We start from the raw sequence: 22613 nt of genomic DNA on the forward strand, positions 1-22613 counted from the left end.
AGGATGTCTTGGAGGACAAACCTCTTCTACAGCAGCTCCGCTGCCTCGTTCACCGGCCTTGACGAACAGCCTCCGCCCTTAACTGAACGGCGTTGCGCCTAGAGGTCGACCTCGCTCATCAGCATGCCGACCTCGGTGTTGGACAGGCGGCGCAGCCAGCCGGACTTCTGGTCGCCGAGGGTGATGGGGCCGAAGGCCGTGCGGACGAGCTTGTCGACCGGGAAACCGGCCTCGGCGAGCATGCGGCGCACGATGTGCTTGCGGCCCTCGTGCAGGGTCACCTCGACGAGGTAGTTCTTGCCGGTCTGCTCGACGACCCGGAAGTGGTCGGCGCGCGCGTAGCCGTCCTCCAGCTGGATGCCGTCCTTCAGACGCTTGCCCAGGTCGCGCGGGATCGGGCCGACGATGTGCGCGAGGTAGGTCTTGCGCACGCCGTACTTGGGGTGGGTGAGGCGGTGCGCCAGCTCGCCGTGGTTGGTGAGCAGGATGACGCCCTCGGTCTCGGTGTCCAGCCGGCCGACGTGGAACAGGCGCGTCTCGCGGTTGGTGACGTAGTCACCGAGGCACTGCCGGCCCTCGGGGTCCTCCATGGTGGAGACGACACCGGCGGGCTTGTTCAGCGAGAAGAACTGGTACGACTGCGTGGCCACGGTCAGGCCGTCGACCTTGACCTCGTCCTTCTCCGGGTCGACCCGGCGGCCCTGCTCCAGGACGATCTCGCCGTTCACCTCGACCCTGGCCTGCTCGATCAGCTCCTCGCAGGCGCGCCGCGAGCCGTACCCGGCGCGCGCGAGCACCTTCTGCAGCCGCTCGCCCTCCTGCTCGGCGCCCGGGAAGGTCTTGGGCGGCTTGATGTCCTTCTTGCCCGCGTACCGCTCCCGGTTGCGCTCCTCGGCGCGCGCCTCGTACTCACGCGAGCGCGCCGGCACCGTCCGCCCGCGCTGGGCGTCGGGCTTCTTCGGACCGCCCTTGGCGCCGCCACGGGCCGCCCCGCCGCGCCCGGCCTTCGGACCGTCCTTGGTGGCGCCGGGGCCCACGTCGTAGCGGCGCTCCTCGGGGCGGGGCTTGCGGGGGCGTCCCTGCCCCTGCTTCTGGTCCCTGTCGTTGCCGGCACCGCGGTGGTTACCGCGCCCGCCGCTCTTGCCGCTGCCGCTGCTTCGCATCAAAGTTCCGTCGTCGTCGTGTCAGTCATGTGCGTCCCGTGACCCTCGTCCGGGTCCGGGGCGTCCGGGTCGAACGACGGTACGGCTTCCTGGGTCTCGGCCTCGATCGCCTCCGCCTCCGGGAGGAAGGGCGCCAGCTCCGGGAGCTCGTCCAGACCGCGCAGGCCCATCCGCTCCAGGAAGTAGTTCGTCGTCCTGTACAGGATCGCACCTGTTTCGGGTTCCGTGCCCGCCTCCTCGACCAGTCCGCGCTGGAGCAGGGTGCGCATCACGCCGTCGCAGTTGACTCCGCGGACGGCGGAGACCCGGCTGCGGCTGACCGGCTGCCGGTAGGCGACCACCGCCAGGGTCTCCAGCGCGGCCTGGGTGAGCCGGGCCTGCTGACCGTCCAGGACGAAGCCCTCGACGGCCGCGGCGTACTCGGGGCGGGTGTAGAAGCGCCAGCCCCCGGCGACCGTCCGCAGTTCGAAGCCGCGCCCCTGCACGGTGTACTCGTCGGCCAGCTCCCGCAGAGCGTCGGCGACCTGCCGCCGGGGCCGCTGGAGCGTCTTGGCCAGCAGTTCCTCCGTGGCGGGTTCGTCCACGACCATGAGGACGGCCTCCAGGGCGGGCTTGAGGCCGAGGCCGGCGACGCCGCCCGGGCCCGCGGGCGCTTCGGTGGTCTCCTCGCTCACGCCTTCTCCTCCTCGTCACCGCCGGACTCCCCCGGCTCCCCGGACGCCGCGGGCGCCGCGGGCTTTTCCCGCGGGCGGTCGAACTCGTCGGTGACCATCGTCCGCGCGTCGCCGTCCCCGCCGGTCCAGCGCACGAGCAGGTCGCCGAGCGCCGTCTCCTGGTCGAGCGCGACGGCCTTCTCGCGGTACAGCTCCAGCAGCGCGAGGAACCGCGCCACGACGGTGAGGGTGTCGTCGGTGTCCTCGACCAGGTCGCGGAATCCGGCCTCGCCCAGTTCCCGCAGCCGGGCGACGACGATCGCCGCCTGTTCCTGCACGCTGACCAGGGGCGCGTGGATGTGGTCCACGTACACCTGCGGTTTCGGCCTGGGCTGCATCGCCTTGACCGCGAGCCGCGCGAACCCCTCCGGGCCGATGCTGATGACGACCTCGGGCAGCAGCTCGGCGTGGTGCGGTTCGAGTCCCACAGTACGGGGGTGGCGCCGGCCCTCCTCGTCCAGCCGCCCGTTGAAGATGTCGGCGATCTGCTTGTACGCGCGGTACTGGAGCAGGCGCGCGAAGAGCAGGTCCCGGGCCTCCAGGAGGGCCAGGTCGGCCTCGTCCTCCACCTCGGCGGCGGGCAGCAGGCGGGCGGCCTTCAGGTCGAGCAGCGTGGCGGCCACCACCAGGAACTCGGTCGTCCGGTCGAGGTCCCAGTCCGGACCCATGGCCCGGATGTGGGCCATGAACTCGTCGGTCACCCTGGACAGCGCGACCTCGGTGACGTCGAGCTTGTGCCGGGAGATCAGCTGGAGCAGCAGGTCGAAGGGCCCCTCGAAGTTCGCGAGCCGCACCTTGAAGACGCGGTCGTCGCTCTCCTCCGCCGCGGGGTCCTCGGCACCGCCGGTGCCGTCCGGGCCACCGGTGCCGTCCGAGCCGCCGGGCCCGGAATCCGGCTGCCCGTGGGGGCCGGGCGGCGCGGGGGCGGCGGCCTGCGGTACCGGACGCTCTCCGCGCGTCCCGGCCGGCCCGACCGGCTCCCCCGGAACACCCGCCTCGGCGGGGGCGTCCGTCTCGGCAGGAGCGCCCGTCGTGGCCCCGGCTCCCCTCTCGGCAGCAACGCCGACGCCCGTCGCGGCGAGGTCTCCCGTTTCCGTGGGAACGCCCCTCACGGCGGGCTCGCCCCTCACGGCGGGCTCGCCCCTCACGGCGGGCTCGCCCCTCACGGCGGGCTCGTCCCTTACGGCCGTGACCGCCGCCGTGGCCGCGACCACCGGCCCGGTCAGGATCACCGGCTCGGTCCGCGCACCCGGCGCCACCGGCCCGGTCGGCTCTGCGGGTCGCTCTTCCGGCTCGCCGTGCTCTTCCGGCTCGCCGTGCTCTTCCGGCTCGCCGTGCTCTTCCGGCTCGGCGCGCTCGTCGGGCGCGGGCGGCCCATCCGGCGCGGGCCGCTCGACCGGCTCGGCCGGGTCGGCGGACTCCGGCGGTGCGACGGGCACCCTCGGTGTGGTGGGCTCCGGCGGTGTGGCGCTCGTGCCCGGGCCCCGCCCGAGCGCGCGCCTGCGGGCGGCGGGGCCCGGCCCGGCGGGCGGAACGTCGTTCGAGGTCATAGCCCCCGCAGGCTACCGTTACCGGCCGCGCAGCCGGCGTACGAGGATGCTCGCGTCCCCACGGGACTCCAGGTCGGCCAGGACGACGGCAACCGCCTCGCGCACGATCCGGCCCCGGTCCACGGCCAGGCCGTGTTCGCCCCTGAGCACCAGTCGCGCGTGCTCCAGGTCCATGAGTTCCTCGGCGGAGACGTAGACCGTGATCTTCTCGTCGTGCCGTTCGCGCCCGCTGGGGCGGCGCGCCGCCGACCGTCCGCGCTTGCGGGGGGCCGCCGCGGCGCCCGCCGCGGAACCTTCCTGCACCGCCTGGCGCCGCCCGGCGCGCTCCGCCCCGCCGCCCGCGGTGCCGCGGCTGCGGGACTCGCCCGCCTCGGCCGGTTCGGCGTCGGCCGCCGCGTGCTCGGCACCCTCGCCGTCACCGCCCTGGGCGGGCACCGCCTGCGGGGCGTCCTCCGCCGGTGCGGCCGCAGGGTCGCTCTCGCCCGCCGGAGCCGGTACCCGCGCCTCGCCGCCCGGCTGCCGCCGGGGAGTGGACGCCTGGAGCGCCGTCCCCCCTGTCGTACGGAACAGTTCGTCGGCCCCCGGCAGACTCACTCGGCGTGACACCGGGCGAGCACCTCCCTGGCGAGCTGGCGGTAGGCGGCGGCACCGACGGAGTTGGAGGCGTACGTGGTGATCGGCTCGCCGGCGACCGTGGTCTCCGGGAAGCGGACGGTGCGTCCGATGACCGTGTGGTACACGTGGTCGTCGAACGCCTCGACGACACGCGCGAGCACCTCGCGGCTGTGCACCGTGCGCGAGTCGTACATCGTGGCGAGGATGCCGTCGAGCTCCAGGTCGGGGTTGAGGCGCTCCTGGACCTTCTCGATCGTCTCGGTCAGCAGCGCGACACCGCGCAGCGCGAAGAACTCGCACTCCAGCGGCACGATCACCTTGTGCGCGGCCGTGAGGGCGTTCACGGTGAGCAGGCCGAGCGAGGGCTGGCAGTCGATGACGATGTAGTCGTAGTCGTCCATCAGCGGCTTGAGCGCCCGCTGAAGGGTCGACTCGCGCGCGACCTCGGAGACCAGCTGCACCTCGGCGGCCGACAGGTCGATGTTGCTGGGCAGCAGGTCCATGTTGGGGACCGCCGTCTTCAGCAGGACCTCGTCCGCGGACATGCCCCGCTCCATGAGCAGGTTGTAGACGGTGAGGTCCAGCTCCATGGGGTTGACGCCGAGACCCACCGACAGCGCGCCCTGCGGGTCGAAGTCGACGAGCAGCACCCGGCGTCCGTACTCCGCGAGGGCGGCACCCAGGTTGATGGTCGACGTCGTCTTGCCGACGCCGCCCTTCTGGTTGCACATCGCGATGATCTTGGCGGGTCCGTGGTCGGTCAGCGGCCCTGGGATCGGGAAGTACGGCAGCGGGCGTCCGGTCGGACCGACGCGCTCACGGCGCTGGCGGGCCGCGTCGGGCGCGAGCGTGGCCGCGTACTCGGGATCGGGCTCGTACTCGGCGTCGGGGTCGTAGAAGTGCCCCTCGGGCAGTTCGTCGTAGTCGGCGAACTGGTTGTGGGGCGCGCCCCTTCCGTCGCCGGCCATGGCGTTCACGTGATGGCCATCCATGCTCTGGTGTCCTGGCTGGGTCACCTGCGGGAACCGGTGACCCTGGTGGGCTGCGAAGGTGCGCACAGCGACGGAGCCGACAGCCTCGAGCCCCGTGGAGCTCTGGCCCCGCGCAGGCATTCCTGGTCGACCACCCCCGGGAGAAAATGTCGACTCATTCACAAGTCGTCTTACCTCCTTGGTGACCAGGGAACTTCTAGACAGGTCAGCGTGGCACCATGCCGACGGTTGGCGACTCTATGGCGTGTCGGGCGTCCGCAGCAACACAATCCGCCGGACCCGGCCCGATGTGTCGGCAATGAAACATCCCTCTGTCAAGGGCGTACGACCGTCGCACAGCAGGTTTCACCGGGGCGTGAATCGGTCGAATGGTTGCGTTCGAGGCGAGTTGGCCGTGTGCGGCGAAGTGACCATACACACATCCGGCCGGACCTTGTGGGGCAAGGTCCGGCCGGATGCGTGGCGTTGACGACACGTGTTGACGTATCGCCTTTTTCCGTCGGGTGACTTGGTCGACTCCTCGGTGCCGGGACTCAGCCGAGCAGCGTCTCCAGCTCGACGTGGTCCAGGCCGTGGGCCTCGGCGACCTCCTTGTAGACGACCTTGCCGTCATGGGTGTTGAGGCCCTTGGCGAGCGCGGCGTCGCGGCGCAGCGCCTCCACCCAGCCGCGGTCGGCGAGTTCGACGATGTACGGCAGGGTCGCGTTGGTCAGCGCGTAGGTGGAGGTGTTGGGCACCGCGCCGGGCATGTTGGCGACGCAGTAGAACACCGACTCGTGGACCATGAAGGCCGGCTCGGCGTGCGTGGTCGGGTGGGAGTCCTCGAAGCAGCCGCCCTGGTCGATCGCGATGTCGACAAGGACACTCCCGGCCTTCATGCGGGACACCAGCTCGTTGGTGACCAGCTTCGGGGCCTTGGCGCCCGGGATCAGCACGGCGCCGACGACGAGGTCGGCCTCCAGGCAGGCCTTCTCCAGCTCGAAGGCGTTGGAGACGACGGTCTGGATCTTCGTGCCGAAGATCTTGTCGGCTTCCTTGAGCTTGTTGATGTCCTTGTCGAGCAGGGTCACGTGGAAGCCCAGACCGATGGCGATCTGCGCGGCGTTCCAGCCGGAGACGCCGCCGCCGATGATGACGGCCTTGCCGGCCGGCACGCCCGGGACGCCGCCCGGCAGCACGCCGCGGCCACCGGCCGCGCGCATCAGGTGGTAGGCGCCGACCTGCGGGGCGAGGCGGCCCGCGACCTCGGACATCGGGGCGAGCAGCGGCAGCGCGCGGTTCGGCAGCTCGACGGTCTCGTAGGCGATCGCGGTGGTACCGGACTCCAGGAGGGCGTCGGTGCACTCCTTGGACGCGGCCAGGTGCAGGTAGGTGAAGAGGATCTGGTCCTTGCGGAGGCGGTGGTACTCCTCGGCGATGGGCTCCTTGACCTTGAGCAGCAGGTCGGCGGCGGCCCAGACCTCGTCGGCGGTCTCCAGGATCTCGGCGCCGGCCACCACGTACTCCTCGTCCGGGATCGCGGAGCCGACGCCCGCGTTCCGCTCGACGACGACCTGGTGGCCGTGGCGCACCAGCTCGTGCACGCCGGCCGGGGTGATGGCCACCCGGAACTCGTTGTTCTTGACCTCGCGGGGGATGCCGACCTTCACGTCGATCACGGTCCTTGACTCAGGGAATGTGGGGCAATAAAGACGTACCCCGGCATGCGGGGGCATACCAGGAGACACCGCAGGAGAACGAGCGGCAGAGCCAGTCTAATGAAGGTGTTCTCGCTGTCTAGCCTTTCATTGCATCAATCTTCAGCGGATGTGCTGCGGATTTCGCAGGCATCAGCGTCTTGATCCCGTGATGTGTCGTCCTGGACGGCCGCCGCCCCGGCCGTCGCGGTGGTCCGAACCGGCCGGTTCTCGCCCGCGAGCAGGCGTTCGGCGGCCCCGCGGTGCAGGTGCGCCGCCGCCGGATCGCCCAGCCGCTCCAGAGTGTCGGCGAGCCGCAGCTGGAGCGCGGCCTGCAGCCGTACGTCCTCTGCGCGGCGGGCCAACTCGACCGCCTCCTGGCAGGTGCGCAGGCACTCCTCGGGGCGGCCCGCGTACTCCTGGACGCGGGCCAGTTCGCTCAACGCCCTCGCGTGGGCGGCGACATCGCCCGTCCTGCGGTGCGCGGCGACGGCGGCCCGCCAGTTGCGCAGCGCCTCGCCGTAATGGCCGGCGTAGGTGTGGGCGGCGGCGATCCGGCCGTAGAGCCGGGCGGCCTCCGGGTGTTCGCCGCGCGCCAGCCGCTGCGCCAGGGCCCGGCCGAACCAGTCGGCCGCCCGGTCGTGGTCGCCCAGCTCCTGGTGGGCGGCGCCTACGGATTCCATCGCGCGGCCGGTCGCATAGGGGTCGTTCGCCACCCGTCCGGCGTCCAGGGCGGCGCGGTAGCGGGCGAGCGCCTCGGTCGTCCGGCCGGTACGGGCGTCCAGGTCGGCCAGGTTCAGCAGGGCGGCGGCCTGCTCCCGGGGCAGGTCCTGCCGCTCGGCGACGTCCAGGACCAGGCGGTGGATGCCGTAGAGGTCGCCGGCCGCGGCCCGGGTGCCGAAGTGGGCGACCATGGCCCGCACCAGCTGCGACATCAGGCGGCGGGCCAGGGTGTCCAGCTCGCCGTCGGCGACCGCGAGGCGGGCGGCGGCGAGCAGCGCCGGCCTGCGGGCCCGCAGCCACTCCTCGGCGGCCCGCGGCGTGGCGAAGCGCAGGGCGGGCGGCAGGTTCTTCTGCTTCTCCCTGGTCTCGGGGCTGTCGGTCTCGGTGACCGCCCGGCAGGACTGGAGCAGCCGTACGGTCCGCTCCAGCATCCGGGCGCGGGCCAGCTGCAGCTCGGCGGGGCGGTCCTCGCGCTCGGCGAGGGACAGCAGCAGCGGGTGCAGGCAGCCGGGAACCTCGTAGCGGGGCAGCGGTGCGGGCAGGACGCGCAGCAGGCCGAGGGCGGCGAAGTGGTCGAGCAGGGGCCGTGCGCCGTCGAGGGAGGTGCCGGCGAGCGCGGAGGCCGTGTGCGGGTCGACGTCGCCCGCCGGGGCGAGGGCGAGCAGGCGCAGCATCCGGGCGGCGGACTTCGGCAGCTCCGCGTGGACGAGGCCGAGGATGCGGGCGAGCGCGGTGCCCTCGCCGAGGTCGGTGCGCAGCCGTTTGGCCAGGTCGGAGACGGTCTCTCCGGGGTGGGCGGCGAGCCGGCCCGCGGCCAGGGTGAGCGCGGCGGGCTGGCCCTGGCAGACCTCGACCAGGTTCTCCGCGGCACGGGGGTCGACGGTGATGCGCACCGGGTCGATGTGCCGGGTGAGCAGGTCGAGGGCGGACTTGGTGTCCAGGCCGCCCAGGGTGCAGGGCCGGACGTCGGCGATGCCGGTGAGCGGGCCCCGGGAGACGGCGACGAGCAGGCAGTCGGCGTTGTCCGGAAGCAGCGCGTCGACCTGCTCGGCGCCGGCCGCGTCGTCGAGCAGGAGCAGGGTGCGGCGCTCGGCCAGGGCGGTGCGCAGGGCGCCGGTCAGGTCGTCCTCGGCGGCGCCCGGCGCGGCGGGCAGTCCGAGGGCGGTGAGCAGCTCGCCTGCGGCGCGGGCGACCGGGACGGGGGTGCCGTCCGGCTCGGTGAGCCGGGCCCGCAGCACGCCGTCGGGGTAACGGTGCGCGACCTGCCGTACCAGTTCCTCGGCGAGCGCGGTGCGGCCGGAACCGGGCCTGCCCGCGACCAGCAGGACCCGGGCGCGGGGGGCCTTGCGGCCGGAGATGGTGTCGAGTCCGGCGCGCTCGATGTCGGCGCGCAGCTCCTTCAACTCCCGTGTGCGGCCCAGGAAGTGACGCTCGGAGGGCGCGGGCGACCGGTCGTTGCCGGGCAGGTTCGCGCCACCCGCGTCCACCGCCTGATCCGTCACGGGCCACACTCCCGTCCCACACACGCGCATACCCGCCGGGACTCCGGTACGGGCGTTGAAGAGCCTAGGGTCCTTCTGATGGATCTCCGCTGCGGAGATCCATCAGAAGGACCCTAGTTCACGCTCTGCGACGTCCCGGGACGAGCGCGGCGGGCAGGTCACCCGATCGGATCAGCCGATGGTCACACCGGACGGAGGGGTGACCCGCTCAGGAGGCGAAGGGCCGGGCCGGCCACGGCGCCTGCGCCGGGCGCAGGGACTCCAGACCCTCGCCCTGCCGGGCCGCGACGAGCGCGAGGACCCCCACGACCAGGCAGTTGTTGTGCAGCTCGCCCGCGAGCACACCACGCACCAGGTCCCCGACCGGCACCCGGTCCAGTTCCATGTCCGTCTCCTCGTGCTCCGCCGCGAAGCGCTCGCCCTCCGCCTCGGACAGGTCGCGGGCGAGGAAGATCCGCACGGCCTCGTCGCAGCCGCCCGGCGTGGTGTACACGTCGGTCAGCACCCGCCAGTCCTCCGCCTTGACGTGCGCCTCCTCGTACAGCTCGCGCCGGGCGGCGTGCAGCGGGTTCTCGCCGGGCACGTCCAGCAGCCCGGCCGGGATCTCCCACAGCCGCTGCCGCACCGGGTGGCGGTACTGGCGGATGACCAGCACGCGGTCCTCCTCGTCCAGGGCGAGGACGGCCACCGAGCCCGGGTGGACCTGGTAGTCGCGGGAGGAGACGGAGCCGTCGGGCATGACCACCTCGTCAGTTCGCATCGAGGTCTTGGCCCCGGTGAACGGCGTCCGGGTCCCCCGGATCTCCCACTGTTCGGGGGTGTCCTTGATCGTCATGCCCTCTCCTCCCGCACGTTCCCGTACCTGCACGCAACCGGGGTGCCCACCCTCGCGGCGGGCACCCCGGCAACCGTACAACCGGTGTGTTACTTGCCGATCTTCCGCTCGACGGCGGCCTTCACCAGCCCGGCGAACAGCGGGTGCGGGCGGGTCGGACGCGAGCGCAGCTCCGGGTGGGCCTGGGTGGCGACCAGGTAGGGGTGGACGTCGCGCGGGTACTCGACGTACTCGACGAGCTTGCCGTCCGGGGAGGTGCCGGAGAAGACGATGCCCGCCTTCTTCTCCAGTTCGGCGCGGTAGGCGTTGTTCACCTCGTAGCGGTGGCGGTGGCGCTCCTCGACGTACTCCTTGCCGTCGTAGACCTCGCGCACGATCGAGCCCTCGGCCAGCTTGGCCGGGTACATGCCGAGCCGCATGGTGCCGCCCATGTCGCCCTCACCGGCGACGATGTCCATCTGCTCGGCCATGGTGGAGATCACCGGGTGCGCGGTGGCCGGGTCGAACTCGGTGGAGTTGGCGTCCGAGATGTCGGCGAGGCTGCGTGCCGCCTCGATCACGATGCACTGCAGACCCAGGCACAGGCCGAGCAGCGGGATCCTGTTCTCGCGGGCGTAGCGGATCGCGCCGACCTTGCCGAGCACGCCCCGGTCGCCGAAGCCGCCCGGGATGCAGATGCCGTCGACACCGGCGAGCTGCGCCTTGGCGCCGGCCGGGGTCTTGCAGTCGTCGGAGGTGACCCACTTGATCTTCACGCGGGCCTTGTTGGCGAAGCCGCCCGCGCGCAGCGCCTCGGTGACCGACAGGTAGGCGTCGGGCAGGTCGATGTACTTGCCGACCAGGGCGAGAGTGATCTCGTGGTCCGGGTTGTGGACGCGGTCCAGCAGGTCGTCCCAGGTGGTCCAGTCCACGTCACGGAAGGGCAGGTCGAGCTTGCGCACGACGTAGGCGTCCAGGCCCTCGGTGTGCACGACCTTCGGGATGTCGTAGATCGAACGGGCGTCCGGGCACGCGACCACGGCGTCCTCGTCGACGTCGCACATCAGCGAGATCTTGCGCTTGATCGCGGTGGGCACCTCGCGGTCGCAGCGCAGCACGATGGCGTCCGGCTGGATGCCGATGTTGCGCAGGGCTGCGACCGAGTGCTGGGTCGGCTTGGTCTTCAGCTCGCCGGAGGGGCCGATGTAGGGCAGCAGCGAGATGTGCACCACGAAGACGTTGTCCCGGCCGACCTCGTGGCGGACCTGGCGGACGGTCTCCAGGAACGGCAGCGACTCGATGTCGCCGACGGTGCCGCCGACCTCGGTGATGACGACGTCCACCTCGTCGGTGGCCATCCGCCGGATGCGGTGCTTGATCTCGTTGGTGATGTGCGGGATGACCTGCACGGTGTCGCCCAGGTACTCGCCGCGCCGCTCCTTGGCGATGACCGTGGAGTACACCTGTCCTGTAGTGACGTTGGCGGTGCCGTCCAGGTCGCGGTCGAGGAAGCGCTCGTAGTGTCCGATGTCCAGGTCGGTCTCGGCGCCGTCGTTGGTGACGAAGACCTCACCGTGCTGGAAGGGGTTCATCGTGCCCGGGTCGACGTTCAGGTACGGGTCGAGCTTCTGCATCACCACGCGCAGGCCCCGGGCCTTGAGCAGCATGCCGAGGCTCGAGGCGGTGAGGCCCTTTCCGAGCGAGGAGGCGACACCCCCGGTGACGAAGATGTGCTTGGTCGTCGTTGATTTGGGCGGCATGGCCAAGAGGGGGCTCCCGTGGTCGCGGATTGTGGTGCGGTACGGCTGTCCGGCCCGGGGAACCCGGGTTGTCCGGCTGGGGTGCCGTCGCTGCGGTTCGGGGGTTTCGAGACCACCGGTCCACGGGCTACCAGGGTATCAGCGCCGGACGGCGATGGTCTCCGGCCACGCTCCGCGCACGCGTCGGCACGGCTGCGCGACGGTCACGGGTTCCTCACCGTTGGCTCACCCGTTCGGCGCATGCGGGTTGTCCGGAGCGGCGCGCGGATCATCTACGTGCGTCGTATCCTGCTCGGACACTCGCTGCCGAGCCCGGCCGGCAAAACGGCACCACCCCCGCCCGTATTCACCGGAACAACGAGAGCTCGTCAGTTCGTTGAGCAAAGGTTGTCGTTCTGCCCCAGGGCCGACCGGCGGTCTGCTGGACCGCTCAACGACGCAGCACAACCCCTTGACCGCACTAGCGACCGCCCCCCATGCGGGGTGACGTGGCCGTTCGACTGGAGTTGCACGTGGCCGGGCGCATCGAAGACTACGCACTCATCGGAGACATGCAGACCGCTGCCCTGGTCTGCCGGGACGGGACGGTCGACTGGCTGTGCCTGCCCCGCTTCGACTCGCATGCCATCTTCGCCGGCCTGCTGGGCACCGAGGAGCACGGCTTCTGGCGACTCGGGCCCGCGTACCCGGAGGGCGCCCAGCCCCCCACGGCGGACCGGCGCAGCTACCGGGGCGACTCACTGATCCTGGAATCGGAGTGGGACACCCCGCGCGGCACCGTCCGCGTGACCGATTTCATGCCCCCGCGCGACGGCGCACCCCAGCTGATCCGCATCGTGGAGGGCGTCACCGGCCGGGTGCACATGCGCTCCGCCCTGCGCATGCGCTTCTCCTACGGCCGGATCGTGCCGTGGGTGCACCGCAACGAGACGCGCACCGTGGCGGTCGCGGGCCCCGACTCCGTGTGGTTCGACACCCCGGTAGACACCTACGGCGAGTCGCTGACCACGTACGCGGACTTCACGGTCGCCGCCGGTGACCGGGTCGCGTTCACCATCTCCTGGCAGCCCTCGCACAAGGAGGCGCCGCCGGAGCCGGAGCCCGAGCAGTCCCTGGAGGCGACGGAGGACTTCTGGCGGGAGTGGGTCGGGCACTGTACGTACCACGGCCCCTACCGCGAGGCCGTGGTCCGCTCCCTGATCACCCTCAAGGCCCTCACCTACGCCCCCACCGGCGGCATCGTCGCCGCGCCCACCACCTCCCTGCCGGAGGACATCGGCGGCGTGCGCAACTGGGACTACCGCTACACCTGGCTGCGGGACGCGGCGATCACCCTGTCCTCACTGCTGCGCACCGGTTACCGCGAGGAGGCCCGCGCCTGGCGCGAGTGGCTGCTGCGCGCGGTCGCGGGCGACCCCGAGAACCTCCAGATCATGTACGGCATCGCCGGTGAGCGCGAACTCGGCGAGGCGGAGCTGGACTGGCTGCCCGGCTACGAGAACTCCGCACCGGTGCGGGTCGGCAACGGCGCGGCCCACCAGCTCCAGCTCGACGTATACGGCGAGGTCACCGAGGCCCTGCACCTGGCCCACATGACGGGCCTGGCCCGCAACGACTACGCGTCGCTGCTCCAGCTCAAGCTGATCCGCTACCTGGAGAAGCACTGGCAGGAGCCGGACGAGGGCATCTGGGAGGTGCGCGGCCCGCGCCGCCACTTCGTGCACTCCAAGGTCATGGCCTGGGTCGCCGTGGACCGCACGATCAAGCTGATGGAGTCCGGCGACGTCGACGGCCCGCTGGAGCGGTGGAAGGACCTGCGCGACGAGATCCACCGGGACGTCTGCGAGAAGGGCTACGACAAGGAACGCAACACCTTCACGCAGTCCTACGGCTCCCGGGAGCTGGACGCCTCCTTGCTGCTCATCCCGCAGATGGGCTTCCTGCCGCCCGACGACAAGCGGGTCATCGGCACCATCGAGGCGATCCAGCGGGAGCTGTCCACCTCGGACGGCTTCATCCTGCGCTACCCCACCGACGGCGACCACGCGGGCGTCGACGGCCTCCCCGGCGACGAGGGCGCCTTCCTCGCCTGCTCGTTCTGGATGGCCGACGACCTGGCGATGATCGGCCGCGTCGACGAGGCGCGCAAGCTCTTCGAGAAGCTGCTGTCCCTGCGCAACGACCTCGGCCTGCTGGCGGAGGAGTGGGACCCCCGCCTGCAACGCCAGGTGGGCAACTTCCCGCAGGCCTTCAGCCACGTCCCCCTGATCGACACCGCCCTGCGCCTGACGGCGAGCGGGGCGTACGGAGGCTGAGGCGCGCCGGGGCGGCGTCCCGGGGGACCGCCGGCCGCCGGGGTGCCGTTCACCCGGTACTGTCCCGGTGTCGTTTCCCCAGGTAGCGTCCGGTTTCATGGACCGCAGACTCGACACCGAGGGCGCCACCGGTATCACCGTGCAGCGCGCCCTCGAACTGCCCGGCCTCCGCAGCGGCCTGCCCGAGATCGTGGCCGGCGCCGACCGGCTGGGCCGCACCGTGCGCTGGGTGCACGCGGGCGAGGTCCCCAACATCGCCTCCCTGCTCAAGGGCGGCGAGCTGCTGCTGACCACCGGCTACGGTCTGGGCACCCGGCCCGCGGACCAGCGCGCGTTCGTCCGGACCCTGGCCGAGCGCGGCATCGCGGCCCTCGTCGTGGAGCTGGGCCCCCGCTTCGCCCGGCTGCCCGCCGCGCTCGTCGAGACCGCCCGCACCGCCGGTCTCCCGCTCGTCCAGCTGCATCGCGAGGTGCCCTTCGTCACGGTCACCGAAGAGATCCACACCGAGATCGTCAACGGCCACTACGCACTGCTCCAGCGGGCCGAGGAGGTGCACCACCGCTGTACCGAGGCCCTGCTCGGCGGCGGCGGGATCCCGCAGGTCCTCGGCATCCTCGCCGGCTTCGTCTCCAACCCGGTCTTCCTGGAGACCCCGGACGGCCGGCTGCTGTACGCGGCGGGCGCCGGCCCCGAGGGCGCCGACGCGCTCCAGGTCTGGGAAGGGCTGCGGGGCCAGCACAAGGACACGCCGCCGCCGGCGGGCTCGGTCCTGGTGGACGTGCCCGGCGGCGGCCTCGGCCCCGGCTCGGTCCGCGCCCGGCTCGTCCTGCTGCCCGTACGCGGCCCGCTCGCCCCCGTGCACCGCATGGCCGCCGAGCGGGCGGCCGGGATCCTCGCGGTGGTGCTGATGCAGGCCCGCCAGGAGGAGGAACTGGCGGCGCGCGGACGCGGCGACTTCCTCACCGACCTCGCCGAGGGCCGCATCACCGCCGAGGACGCCCCCGCGCAGGCCCGGGTCCTCGGCTTCAAGCCCGGCGGCAGCCCGCTGCTGCCCGTGGTCATGCGGCTCGGTGACTCCCTGGCACCGGGCGGTGGCGGGGGCGGCTGGGCGGTGCTGGCCCGCGCGGTCGCCGAGGAGCTGGCCGCGGTCGGGGTGCCGGCCCTGCTGGGCGTACGGCCGGTCGAGGGCCGGGTACTGCTGCTGGTCGGGCTGCGCACGGAGGCCGAGCGGTCGGCCGTCGCGGACCGGGTCGCGGCGGCGCTGCGGGCCGGTGGGGAGCGGGCGGGGATGCGGCGGCCTGCCACGCCCACCGGTTCCTCGCACCGGGGCTATCCCCAGCCGGTGGTGGTCGTCGGGGTCGCGGGCGGCTGGGCGGCGGCCTCGGCGGGGCTGCGCCACGCGGCCGAGACGGCGACGGCGGCGCAGGGGCTGCCCGAACGGGCCTGGTACGACGCCCGGCGCCTCGACATCGACCTGCTGCTGTGGCGACTGCGCGGCCATCCTGACCTGGCGGCGTTCGTGGAGCGTGCCATCGGTCCGCTACAGGAGCACGACCGCCGCTCCAAGCCGCCGCTGCTGCCCACCCTGCAGACGTACCTGGCGCACGCGGGCCGCAAGGCGGAGACGGCCCGCGAGCTGCACCTGAACCGGCAGACGCTCTACAACCGGCTCGCCCGGATCGGGGAGTTGCTGGGCACCGACCTGGACGACCCGCAGACGGTCCTGACGCTGAGCCTGGCCCTGCGGGCACGCCGACACGCGTCCTGAGCACGTGAGCACGGCCGGGCAGGGGCGGCAGGCGGCAGGGACGGCAGGGACGGCAGGGGCAGTGGGATCGGCCGGGACACGTGCTCGAGGACGCACGACCGTGCCCGTGCTCCTCGCCCGCCCGCCCCAGGCCGGTCTGCCTCCGGCAGGTCTGCCTCAGGCCGGTCCCGCCTCAGGCCGGCCTCGCCGGTTCGGTCAACTCGTCGTAGACGCTGAGCACCTGGGCGACGGTCTCGTCCTCGGTGGGCCACCGGGCGGCCTGGGCCGCGCCCCTCTCCCTGAGCAGTTCGCGGCGGTCGGGGTCGGCCAGCAGCCCGGTGACCGCGGTGGCGAGGGCGTACGGATCGCCGTAGGGGACGAGTTCGGCCGCGTCGCCCACCAGGTCGGGAACACCGCCGACGGCGGTCGCGACGAGCGGCACCCGGGCGAGCAGCGCCTCCTGGGCGAGCACGGAACGCGGCTCCCAACTGCTGGTCAGCAGCGCGAGGTCGGCGGCCGTGAGCAGGTGCTGGACGTCGTCGCGCACCCCGAGGAGCCGGACCGGCAGATCCTCGTCCTCGATCCGCCGCTGCAACGTCGCGCGCAACGGCCCCTCCCCGGCGACGACGAGCAGCGGCACCGGGTCGAGCCTGCGCCAGGCGCCTGCCGCGTCCAGCAGGAACTCGTAGCCGCGGTGCCGGTCGAGGGAACCGACCGCGAGGAGCAACGGGCGCCCGGTGGCGCCGAGTTCGGCCCGGAGTTTGGGGCGGGTGAGGTCCGGGTCGTCGCCCTCGGCGGGCCGGTGCCGGCCGGGCAGCGCGGTGGCGGCGAGGCGGGCGTCCCGGGCACCGGCGCGGCGGGCCCGGTCCACGAGGTCCGAGGTGGTGCCGAGCACCACGGCGGCCGCCTTCACCACCCGTCGCTCCAGCAGCCGCAGGAAGCGGGCCCGTGCTCCCTCGGCCTGGGCACGGTTGTGCCAGGTGACCACGAGGGGTGTCCGCCGTCCGCGGAGCGCGAGCACGGCACGGAAGGAGGCGTGCAGCCCGTGCGCGTGCACGAGGTGAGCCTCCGAACAGGCCGCGCGCAGCGCCGCCACCGAGCCGGGGTCGCTGCTGCGCGGCACGTGCACGTGGTCGGCGCCGACGCCGGTGAAGTCGTAGGCGCGGTCGGCCTCCACGGGGGCGCACACCGTGACCCGCACGCCCCGTGCGACGAGCCCCGCGGCCAGCGAACGCACGTGCGCACTGCTGCTCGCGTTGCCCCCGCCGACCACCTGCACGGTGCGCAGCGGCGACTGACCGTGCGGTGCGTTGCTGCTCACGGGGCTCACGCGGGCGGGGCTCCTGGTTCGGCCGGGTGCGGTCACGAAGAAACGTACCGAAGGTATCGGGGGCGCGACGCGGCCCGTGCGCGCCTCCTGGGCGCACCGCCTTCTGCGCCAAGGATGCCAGGACGTAGGGGCGTTCCGGCCCGCCCTGCGCCGGCGCGGGACAGCGGACGGGGCGGGCACGCCGGAGCGCGTCATCCGCACGAGTGAGGATCGGGCAGGAACGGAGGTGCGAGGCGGACCACTTGCGCGGACGGGTGAGCGTACCCCGGCGCCCGAATCCCCACAGGGGCGCACAAGCGCAGAGCGGGGCGCTCTGCCGCCTGACGTTCACGCCGTCTTGGCCCATGCGCCGTGCCCTGCCACCTGCCACCTGCCACCTGCCACCTGGCGTCAGCGCCCTCTCGGCCTTCTCGGCCCGTGCGCCGTGTCCTGCCACCCGGCATCGGCGCCTCTCGGCTCGTGCGCGGTCTCCGCCCGTGCACCGGCGAGGCTACGGGCCGGCCAAGGCTACGGGTCGGCGAGGCTACGGGTCGGCGAGGCTACGGGCCAGGTGCGGCTACGGGCCAGGTGCGGCTACGGACCGTTCAGGCCGCGCGCCGGTCCCGCCGTCCCGCCATCCCGCCGTACGCCAGTGCCAGCGGGCCCACACGCTCATCCGGTCACGACAGACCATGACCGCCACCCCGCTCGCACCCCGTTCTCCGCCCGTGCCCCGTCTTCGCCCCCGCGCCTCTCGCCCACACGCCGTCTCCGCACGCCGGTCAGGCCGCACGCCGGTCAGGCCCTCCCGCGGTCCAGGGCCCCGCCCCGCGTCAGCGCCCGCGGGCCCACCCGCTCACCCGGCCGCCCCAGACCGTGGCCGCCACCACCGCGGCGGCGTGCGCGGCCAGGCCGGCGCGGCCGTTGCCCATGACGATCGCCGCGCCCAGTGCCGCGCCCAGGGCGTACGCGCCCGTGTCACCGATCATCTCGCGCTCGCCGAGGTCGCCGGGGAGCACGGCAGCGGCGGCGCCCATGGCGGTCGCGGACAGCTCGGCCCCCGGCCCCCGCCGCAGCAGGCCGGGCGCCCCGAACGCGAGCACCGCCCCGGCCGCCCGTCCGGGGCGGACGTCCACGAGGTTCACGACGTGCGCGGTCCCGGCGATGACCACCGCGGCCAGCACCTTGTCCACCGGCCGCTCCTTGAGCCGTGCCCCGGCGGCCAGCGCGGCCGCCGAGATACCGAGCAACTTGACCGCACCGCTGGTGACTTCGCCGTCGTGCAGGGCGGACAGGTGCGCGTGGAAGCCGCGCCGCGCGTCACCGGCGCCCACGATGTCGTCGTACGCCCCGCAGATCCCGGCGGCGGCCACGGCGAGCCCGGCCGCCGGACGCACCCGCGCCGCACCCACGGCGGCGGCCAGGGCGGTGGCGGGGGCGGCGTACAGCCCGACCGTGCGGCCGGCGTGGTTCTTGCGCTCCCAGCGCGCTCGTCCGCCGGGCGCCCGGGTGCGCAGGGCCCACGCCGTCGCCCCGGTGAGTGCGGCCGTGGCGAGGAGGGCGGCGCTCCGGCCTGCTCGTGCGATGGTCATCCGATCACTCTAGGCGCTCCCCGTTCCGCGGCGACCCGCCTGCGACCAGCGATCAGGCCCAACGCTCACGGCCAGTGGCCACGGCCGGCGCTCACGGCCAACGGTCCGCCGTACCGCAGGACGGCCGGCCCGCGCGGGTACGGCCCGCCGCGCGGACGATGCCCGCTCCGCCGGGGCCGCTACTCGTCGGCCCGTGCCGTCTCCAGCAGTTCCTCGGCGTGGGCGCGAGCCGTCTCGGAGTCCTCCTGGCCCGCCAGCATCCGGGACAGCTCCCGGATCCGCTCCTCGCCCTCCAGGACCTTCACACCCGACCGGGTCACCGAGCCGTCGTCGGTCTTCTCCACCAGCAGTTGCCGGTCGGCGAAGGCGGCCACCTGCGGCAGGTGCGTCACGACGACGACCTGCGCCGTCCTGGCCAGCTTCGCCAGTCGCCGCCCGATCTCCACGGCCGCCTTGCCCCCGACGCCCGCGTCGACCTCGTCGAAGAGGTACGTCGGCACCGGGTCGGTGCCCGCGAAGACGACCTCGACGGCCAGCATCACGCGCGACAGCTCACCGCCGGAGGCGCCCTTGGCGATCGGGCGCGGCGGCGCGCCCGGGTGCGGTGCGAGCAGCAGTTCGACCTCGTCGACGCCGGAGGGGCCGTAGGCGACCGTACGGCCGTCGACCTCCACGCCGTCCGGGTCCTCGGTCTGCCGCAGGTCGAACGACACGCGCGCGTGCGGCATGGCGAGCGACGCCAGCTCGGCGGTGACGGCGGCGGCGAACCGCTGCGCGGCCTCCGCGCGTGCGTCCGTCAACGCCTGGGCGAGACCGCTCAGTCCGGTGCGCAGCGCGTCGCGCTCCGCGGTCAGCTCCCCGATCCGCTCGTCGTCGCCGTCCAGCTCGGTCAGCCGGGCGGCGCCGCGCTCGGCCCAGTCGAGGACGGCGTCGACACCCTTGTCGTACTCCCCGTACTTGCGCGTCAGCGCCGTCAGCGCCGCCCGCCGCTCCTCGACGGCCGCCAGCCGCAGCGGGTCGGCGTCCAGGTCGTCGGCGTATCCGGCCAGTTCCCCGGCCACGTCACCCAGCAGGATCCCGATCTCGCCGATCCGGTCGGCGAGCGCGGCCAGCGCCGGGTCGTGCGCGCGTACGGCCTCCAGGGCACGCTGAGCGCCCGCGACGAGGGTGGCGGCGTCGATGCTCTCCGGGTCCTCCGGGTCGCCCGCGAGAGCGGCGTGCGCGGCCGTCGCGGCCGACGACAGGGCCTCGGCGTGCCCGAGCCGCTCGGCCTCCTCGGCCAGCTCGGCGTCCTCCCCGGCGCGCGGCTCCACGGCGGCGACCTCGTCCAGGCCGAAGCGGAGCATGCCGGCCTCCTGGGCCCGCTCACGCGCGCGCGTGGTGATCTCCTCCAGCTCCGCGGAGACCGCGCGCAGCCGCCGGTAGGCCTCGCTGTACTTGGCGAGCGGTACGGCGACCGCGTCGCCCGCGTACCGGTCCAGTGCCTGCCGCTGCCGGGACAGTTTCAGGAGCCCTTGCTGGTCGGTCTGGCCGTGCACGGCGACCAGGTCGTCGGCCAGTTCGGCGAGCAGGCCCACGGGGACGCTCCGCCCGCCCAGGTGGGCCCGCGAGCGCCCCTCGGCGGAAACGGTACGGCTGATCAGCAGCGCCCCGTCGTCCAGCTCGGCGCCCGCCTCCTCGGCCCGCAGGACAGCCGCGGCGCCCGGGGGCACGGCCACGCGTCCCTCCACGACCGCCTTGCCGGCGCCGATCCTTACGAGCGCCGGGTCGGCGCGCCCGCCCAGCAGCAGTCCCAGGCTGGTGACCACCATGGTCTTGCCCGCACCCGTCTCACCCGTGACCGCGGTGAAGCCGGGTGACAGCTCGACGACCGCATCGTCGATCACTCCGAGCGACCGTATCCGCATCTCCTCCAACACGCACACGACCTTACGAGGTCCGGGGCGGCGAGTGCGACCGCCCCGCCCTTGTCACCCACGCGAGTGGTCGGTGCGACGACGGGAGCGCGACGGAGCACGCCTAGTGCGGCGCCCCCCGCCACCCCGAGACCGGCAGGGCGAACTTGGCCACCAGGCGGTCCGTGAACGACGCGTGGTGGAGCCGGGCCAGCCGTACGGGCACGGCGCCGCGCCGCACCTCGACCCGTGCCCCGGGCGGCAGCTCGACCGTGCGGCGCCCGTCGCACCACAGGACTCCCGGCGGCACGTGCGGCAGCACCTCCACGGCCAGCACCGAGTCCGGCGAGGTCACCAGCGGCTTCGCGAACAGCGCGTGCGCGCTGATCGGCACCATCAGCAGGGCCTCCACCTCCGGCCACACCACCGGCCCGCCTGCGGAGAAGGCGTACGCCGTGGACCCGGTGGGCGTGGCGCACACGATGCCGTCGCAGCCGAACCCGGTCACGGGCCGCCCGTCGATCTCCAGCACGACCTCCAGCATCCGCTCCGCGGACACCTTCTGCACGGCCGCCTCGTTCAGTGCCCAGTCGGTGTGCACGATGTCGCCGTTGCGGTGCACGACCACGTCGACGGTCATGCGTTCCTCGACCTCGTAGGCCCGGGACACCACCCGGTCCACGACCTTGTCCAGGTCGTCCCGCTCGGCCTCGGCGAGGAACCCCACCCTGCCCAGGTTGACGCCGAGCATCGGCACCCCCGAGGCGCGGGCGAACTCGGCACCGCGCAGCAGGGTGCCGTCACCGCCGAGGACGATCAGCAGCTCGCACCCGTCCAGGCACTGCGGCGTGGCCTCGCCGACCAGCTGCACCTCGTCCGGCAGCGGCAGGTCCCGCGCCTCCGCCGCCAGGACACGCACCCCGATCCCGGAGTGCAGCAGCCCCTTGACCACCAGCTCCGCACTGCGGACGGCGGCCGGCCGCCCGGTGTGGGCCAGCAGGAAAACGGTACGAGCATGACTCTTTGTCAACGCGGCCCCTCCGCCACTGCACGGTCGACGTCGGCCGGGTCCAGGGCGGGCGCCCCGGCACGCAGCCACAGAAAGTACTCGACGTTGCCGGACGGGCCGGGCAGCGGACTGGCGGTGACCCCGCGCACCCCGAGCCCCAGCTCCCCCGCCTTCCCGGCGACGCCCCGCACGGCCTCCGCCCGCAGCTGCGGACTCCGTACGACACCCCCGCTGCCCAGCCGCTCCTTCCCCACCTCGAACTGCGGCTTGACCATCATCACCAGGTCGGCGTCCGGCCGCGCGCAGCGCACCAGCGCGGGCAGCACCAGACCGAGCGGGATGAAGGACAGGTCTCCCACGACGAGGTCAACAGGTTCCCCGTCGATCGCCTCCAGCGTCAACTCACGCACGTTCGTACGGTCCTTGACGGTGACGCGTTCGTCCTGCCGGAGCGACCAGGCGAGTTGGCCGTAGCCGACGTCGACGGCGACGACGTGCGCGGCGCCCGCCCGCAGCAGCACGTCGGTGAAGCCCCCGGTGGACGCCCCGGCGTCCAGCGCCCGCCGCCCTTCGACGACGAGCCCCTGGGGAACGAACGCCGCCAGCGCCCCGGCGAGCTTGTGGCCGCCCCGGGAGACGTAGTCGGGATCACTGTCGTCGGCCGTGACCACGATGGCGGCGGCGGTCTCCACCTGCGTGGCGGACTTGGTCGCGACGGTCTTGCCGACGGTGACCCGTCCGGCGGCGATCAACTGGCCGGCGTGCTCGCGCGAGCGCGCGAGCTTGCGGCGGACCAGTTCCGCGTCGAGACGGCGGCGTGCGACTCCTGCCACGTTCGGTTCAGCTCCTGTGTCGGTACGACGGTGAAGGCGCCGGCGGCGCCGAGGGCCCCGGCGGTCCCGGGCGCCGGGAAGGCTCCGGGCGGGCGTCGAGCGCAGTGAGCGCGTCGCGCAGCCCCCCGTGTACATCCTCGTACACCCCGAGGTGTCCGTCGGTGTCGAGGTGGTCGGCGTCACCGAGCCGCTCCAGGACGGCGTCCACGTCCGCGTCACCGGTGGGGGTACGGGGCACGCCGAGGGGGGCGGGCCCGCCGGGGGCGGGGGCGTCGCCGGGGGCGGGGGCGGGAAGGTCCACGGCGTGCTCCGCGGACGGCTCCTGCGCCGCTGCTTCCGTACGGTCCCGCGTCCCGGCCACAGAGTCGTTCATGCCCCGACGCTACCGCGAAGCCCTGGGGTACC

General features: G+C 73.4%; 17 protein-coding genes. 2 read left to right on the top strand and 15 right to left on the bottom strand.

Annotated elements, in window-relative coordinates; genetic code table 11:
• Positions 1–98: 98 nt before the first annotated feature.
• The 9 genes from ACFC02_RS31635 to ACFC02_RS31675 form a co-directional block, all read right to left on the bottom strand.
• Complete coding sequence (locus ACFC02_RS31635) at positions 99–1163, bottom strand: pseudouridine synthase (RefSeq protein ID WP_376364827.1); 1065 nt, start codon at positions 1161–1163, stop codon at positions 99–101.
• Positions 1163–1837, bottom strand: coding sequence for an SMC-Scp complex subunit ScpB (scpB, locus tag ACFC02_RS31640; RefSeq protein WP_376364830.1), 675 nt, complete (start codon positions 1835–1837; stop codon positions 1163–1165). The genes ACFC02_RS31635 and scpB overlap by 1 nt, the downstream gene beginning before the upstream one ends.
• Positions 1834–2988 (bottom strand): segregation and condensation protein A, encoded by a 1155-nt coding sequence (locus tag ACFC02_RS31645; RefSeq protein WP_376364873.1) that lies wholly within the window; start codon positions 2986–2988, stop codon positions 1834–1836. Before ACFC02_RS31645 ends, scpB begins: the two co-directional genes overlap by 4 nt.
• A 456-nt stretch (positions 2989–3444) precedes the next feature.
• On the bottom strand, positions 3445–4032 hold the full coding sequence (locus tag ACFC02_RS31650; RefSeq protein WP_376364833.1) for a hypothetical protein: 588 nt from the start codon (positions 4030–4032) through the stop codon (positions 3445–3447).
• Positions 4017–5153, bottom strand: a complete 1137-nt coding sequence (locus ACFC02_RS31655) for a ParA family protein (protein ID WP_360965984.1) — start codon at positions 5151–5153, stop codon at positions 4017–4019. Before ACFC02_RS31655 ends, ACFC02_RS31650 begins: the two co-directional genes overlap by 16 nt.
• A 413-nt stretch (positions 5154–5566) precedes the next feature.
• Positions 5567–6691 carry an alanine dehydrogenase gene (gene ald, locus ACFC02_RS31660; protein WP_376364837.1) on the bottom strand — a complete coding sequence of 375 codons (1125 nt, stop codon included), beginning with the start codon at positions 6689–6691 and terminating at the stop codon, positions 5567–5569.
• A gap of 134 nt (positions 6692–6825) precedes the next feature.
• Positions 6826–8934: a tetratricopeptide repeat protein gene (locus tag ACFC02_RS31665; protein WP_376364840.1), complete on the bottom strand. Its 2109-nt coding sequence runs from the start codon at positions 8932–8934 to the stop codon at positions 6826–6828.
• A 208-nt stretch (positions 8935–9142) separates the two neighbouring features.
• A complete protein-coding gene (locus tag ACFC02_RS31670) occupies positions 9143–9769 on the bottom strand; it encodes an NUDIX domain-containing protein (RefSeq protein WP_376364843.1) in 627 nt (208 codons plus the stop codon).
• A gap of 89 nt (positions 9770–9858) precedes the next feature.
• Positions 9859–11508, bottom strand: coding sequence for a CTP synthase (locus ACFC02_RS31675; RefSeq protein WP_360965995.1), 1650 nt, complete (start codon positions 11506–11508; stop codon positions 9859–9861).
• 512 nt (positions 11509–12020) lie between these two features.
• Here ACFC02_RS31675 and ACFC02_RS31680 point away from each other — a divergent pair.
• Positions 12021–13823, top strand: a complete 1803-nt coding sequence (locus ACFC02_RS31680; RefSeq protein WP_376364875.1) for a glycoside hydrolase family 15 protein — start codon at positions 12021–12023, stop codon at positions 13821–13823.
• Between the two features lie 97 nt (positions 13824–13920).
• Positions 13921–15591: a PucR family transcriptional regulator gene (locus ACFC02_RS31685; RefSeq protein WP_376364848.1), complete on the top strand. Its 1671-nt coding sequence runs from the start codon at positions 13921–13923 to the stop codon at positions 15589–15591.
• Positions 15592–15763: 172 nt separating this feature from the next.
• Here the strand turns inward: ACFC02_RS31685 and ACFC02_RS31690 are convergent, their stop codons facing one another.
• The 6 genes from ACFC02_RS31690 to ACFC02_RS31715 all read right to left on the bottom strand — a co-directional run bounded on the left by ACFC02_RS31690 (position 15764) and on the right by ACFC02_RS31715 (position 22581).
• A complete protein-coding gene (locus ACFC02_RS31690; RefSeq protein ID WP_376364851.1) occupies positions 15764–16900 on the bottom strand; it encodes a glycosyltransferase family 4 protein in 1137 nt (378 codons plus the stop codon).
• An 812-nt stretch (positions 16901–17712) separates the two neighbouring features.
• On the bottom strand, positions 17713–18471 hold the full coding sequence (locus tag ACFC02_RS31695; protein ID WP_376364853.1) for a hypothetical protein: 759 nt from the start codon (positions 18469–18471) through the stop codon (positions 17713–17715).
• Positions 18472–18650: 179 nt separating this feature from the next.
• Positions 18651–20378 carry a DNA repair protein RecN gene (gene recN / locus ACFC02_RS31700; RefSeq protein ID WP_376364877.1) on the bottom strand — a complete coding sequence of 576 codons (1728 nt, stop codon included), beginning with the start codon at positions 20376–20378 and terminating at the stop codon, positions 18651–18653.
• A gap of 112 nt (positions 20379–20490) precedes the next feature.
• The gene (locus tag ACFC02_RS31705) at positions 20491–21396 is read right to left on the bottom strand and encodes an NAD kinase (RefSeq protein WP_376364855.1); all 906 of its coding nucleotides are present in this window, start codon (positions 21394–21396) and stop codon (positions 20491–20493) included.
• On the bottom strand, positions 21393–22208 hold the full coding sequence (locus tag ACFC02_RS31710; protein WP_376364857.1) for a hemolysin: 816 nt from the start codon (positions 22206–22208) through the stop codon (positions 21393–21395). Before ACFC02_RS31710 ends, ACFC02_RS31705 begins: the two co-directional genes overlap by 4 nt.
• 7 nt (positions 22209–22215) lie before the next feature.
• The gene (locus ACFC02_RS31715) at positions 22216–22581 is read right to left on the bottom strand and encodes a hypothetical protein (RefSeq protein WP_376364859.1); all 366 of its coding nucleotides are present in this window, start codon (positions 22579–22581) and stop codon (positions 22216–22218) included.
• Between the last annotated feature and the right edge of the window lie 32 nt (positions 22582–22613).

Origin of the sequence: Streptomyces sp. NPDC056160 (assembly GCF_042268205.1) — a bacterium.
GTDB lineage: Bacteria > Actinomycetota > Actinomycetes > Streptomycetales > Streptomycetaceae > Streptomyces.

Coding starts and splice junctions, on each gene's coding strand:
- ACFC02_RS31635 (WP_376364827.1), bottom strand. CDS start 1,163: ATGCGAAGCAGCGGCAGCGGCAAGAGCGGCGGGCGCGGTAACCACCGC.
- ACFC02_RS31655 (WP_360965984.1), bottom strand. CDS start 5,153: ATGCCTGCGCGGGGCCAGAGCTCCACGGGGCTCGAGGCTGTCGGCTCC.
- ACFC02_RS31670 (WP_376364843.1), bottom strand. CDS start 9,769: ATGACGATCAAGGACACCCCCGAACAGTGGGAGATCCGGGGGACCCGG.
- ACFC02_RS31675 (WP_360965995.1), bottom strand. CDS start 11,508: ATGCCGCCCAAATCAACGACGACCAAGCACATCTTCGTCACCGGGGGT.
- ACFC02_RS31685 (WP_376364848.1), top strand. CDS start 13,921: ATGGACCGCAGACTCGACACCGAGGGCGCCACCGGTATCACCGTGCAG.
- ACFC02_RS31695 (WP_376364853.1), bottom strand. CDS start 18,471: ATGACCATCGCACGAGCAGGCCGGAGCGCCGCCCTCCTCGCCACGGCC.
- recN (WP_376364877.1), bottom strand. CDS start 20,378: ATGCGGATACGGTCGCTCGGAGTGATCGACGATGCGGTCGTCGAGCTG.
- ACFC02_RS31715 (WP_376364859.1), bottom strand. CDS start 22,581: ATGAACGACTCTGTGGCCGGGACGCGGGACCGTACGGAAGCAGCGGCG.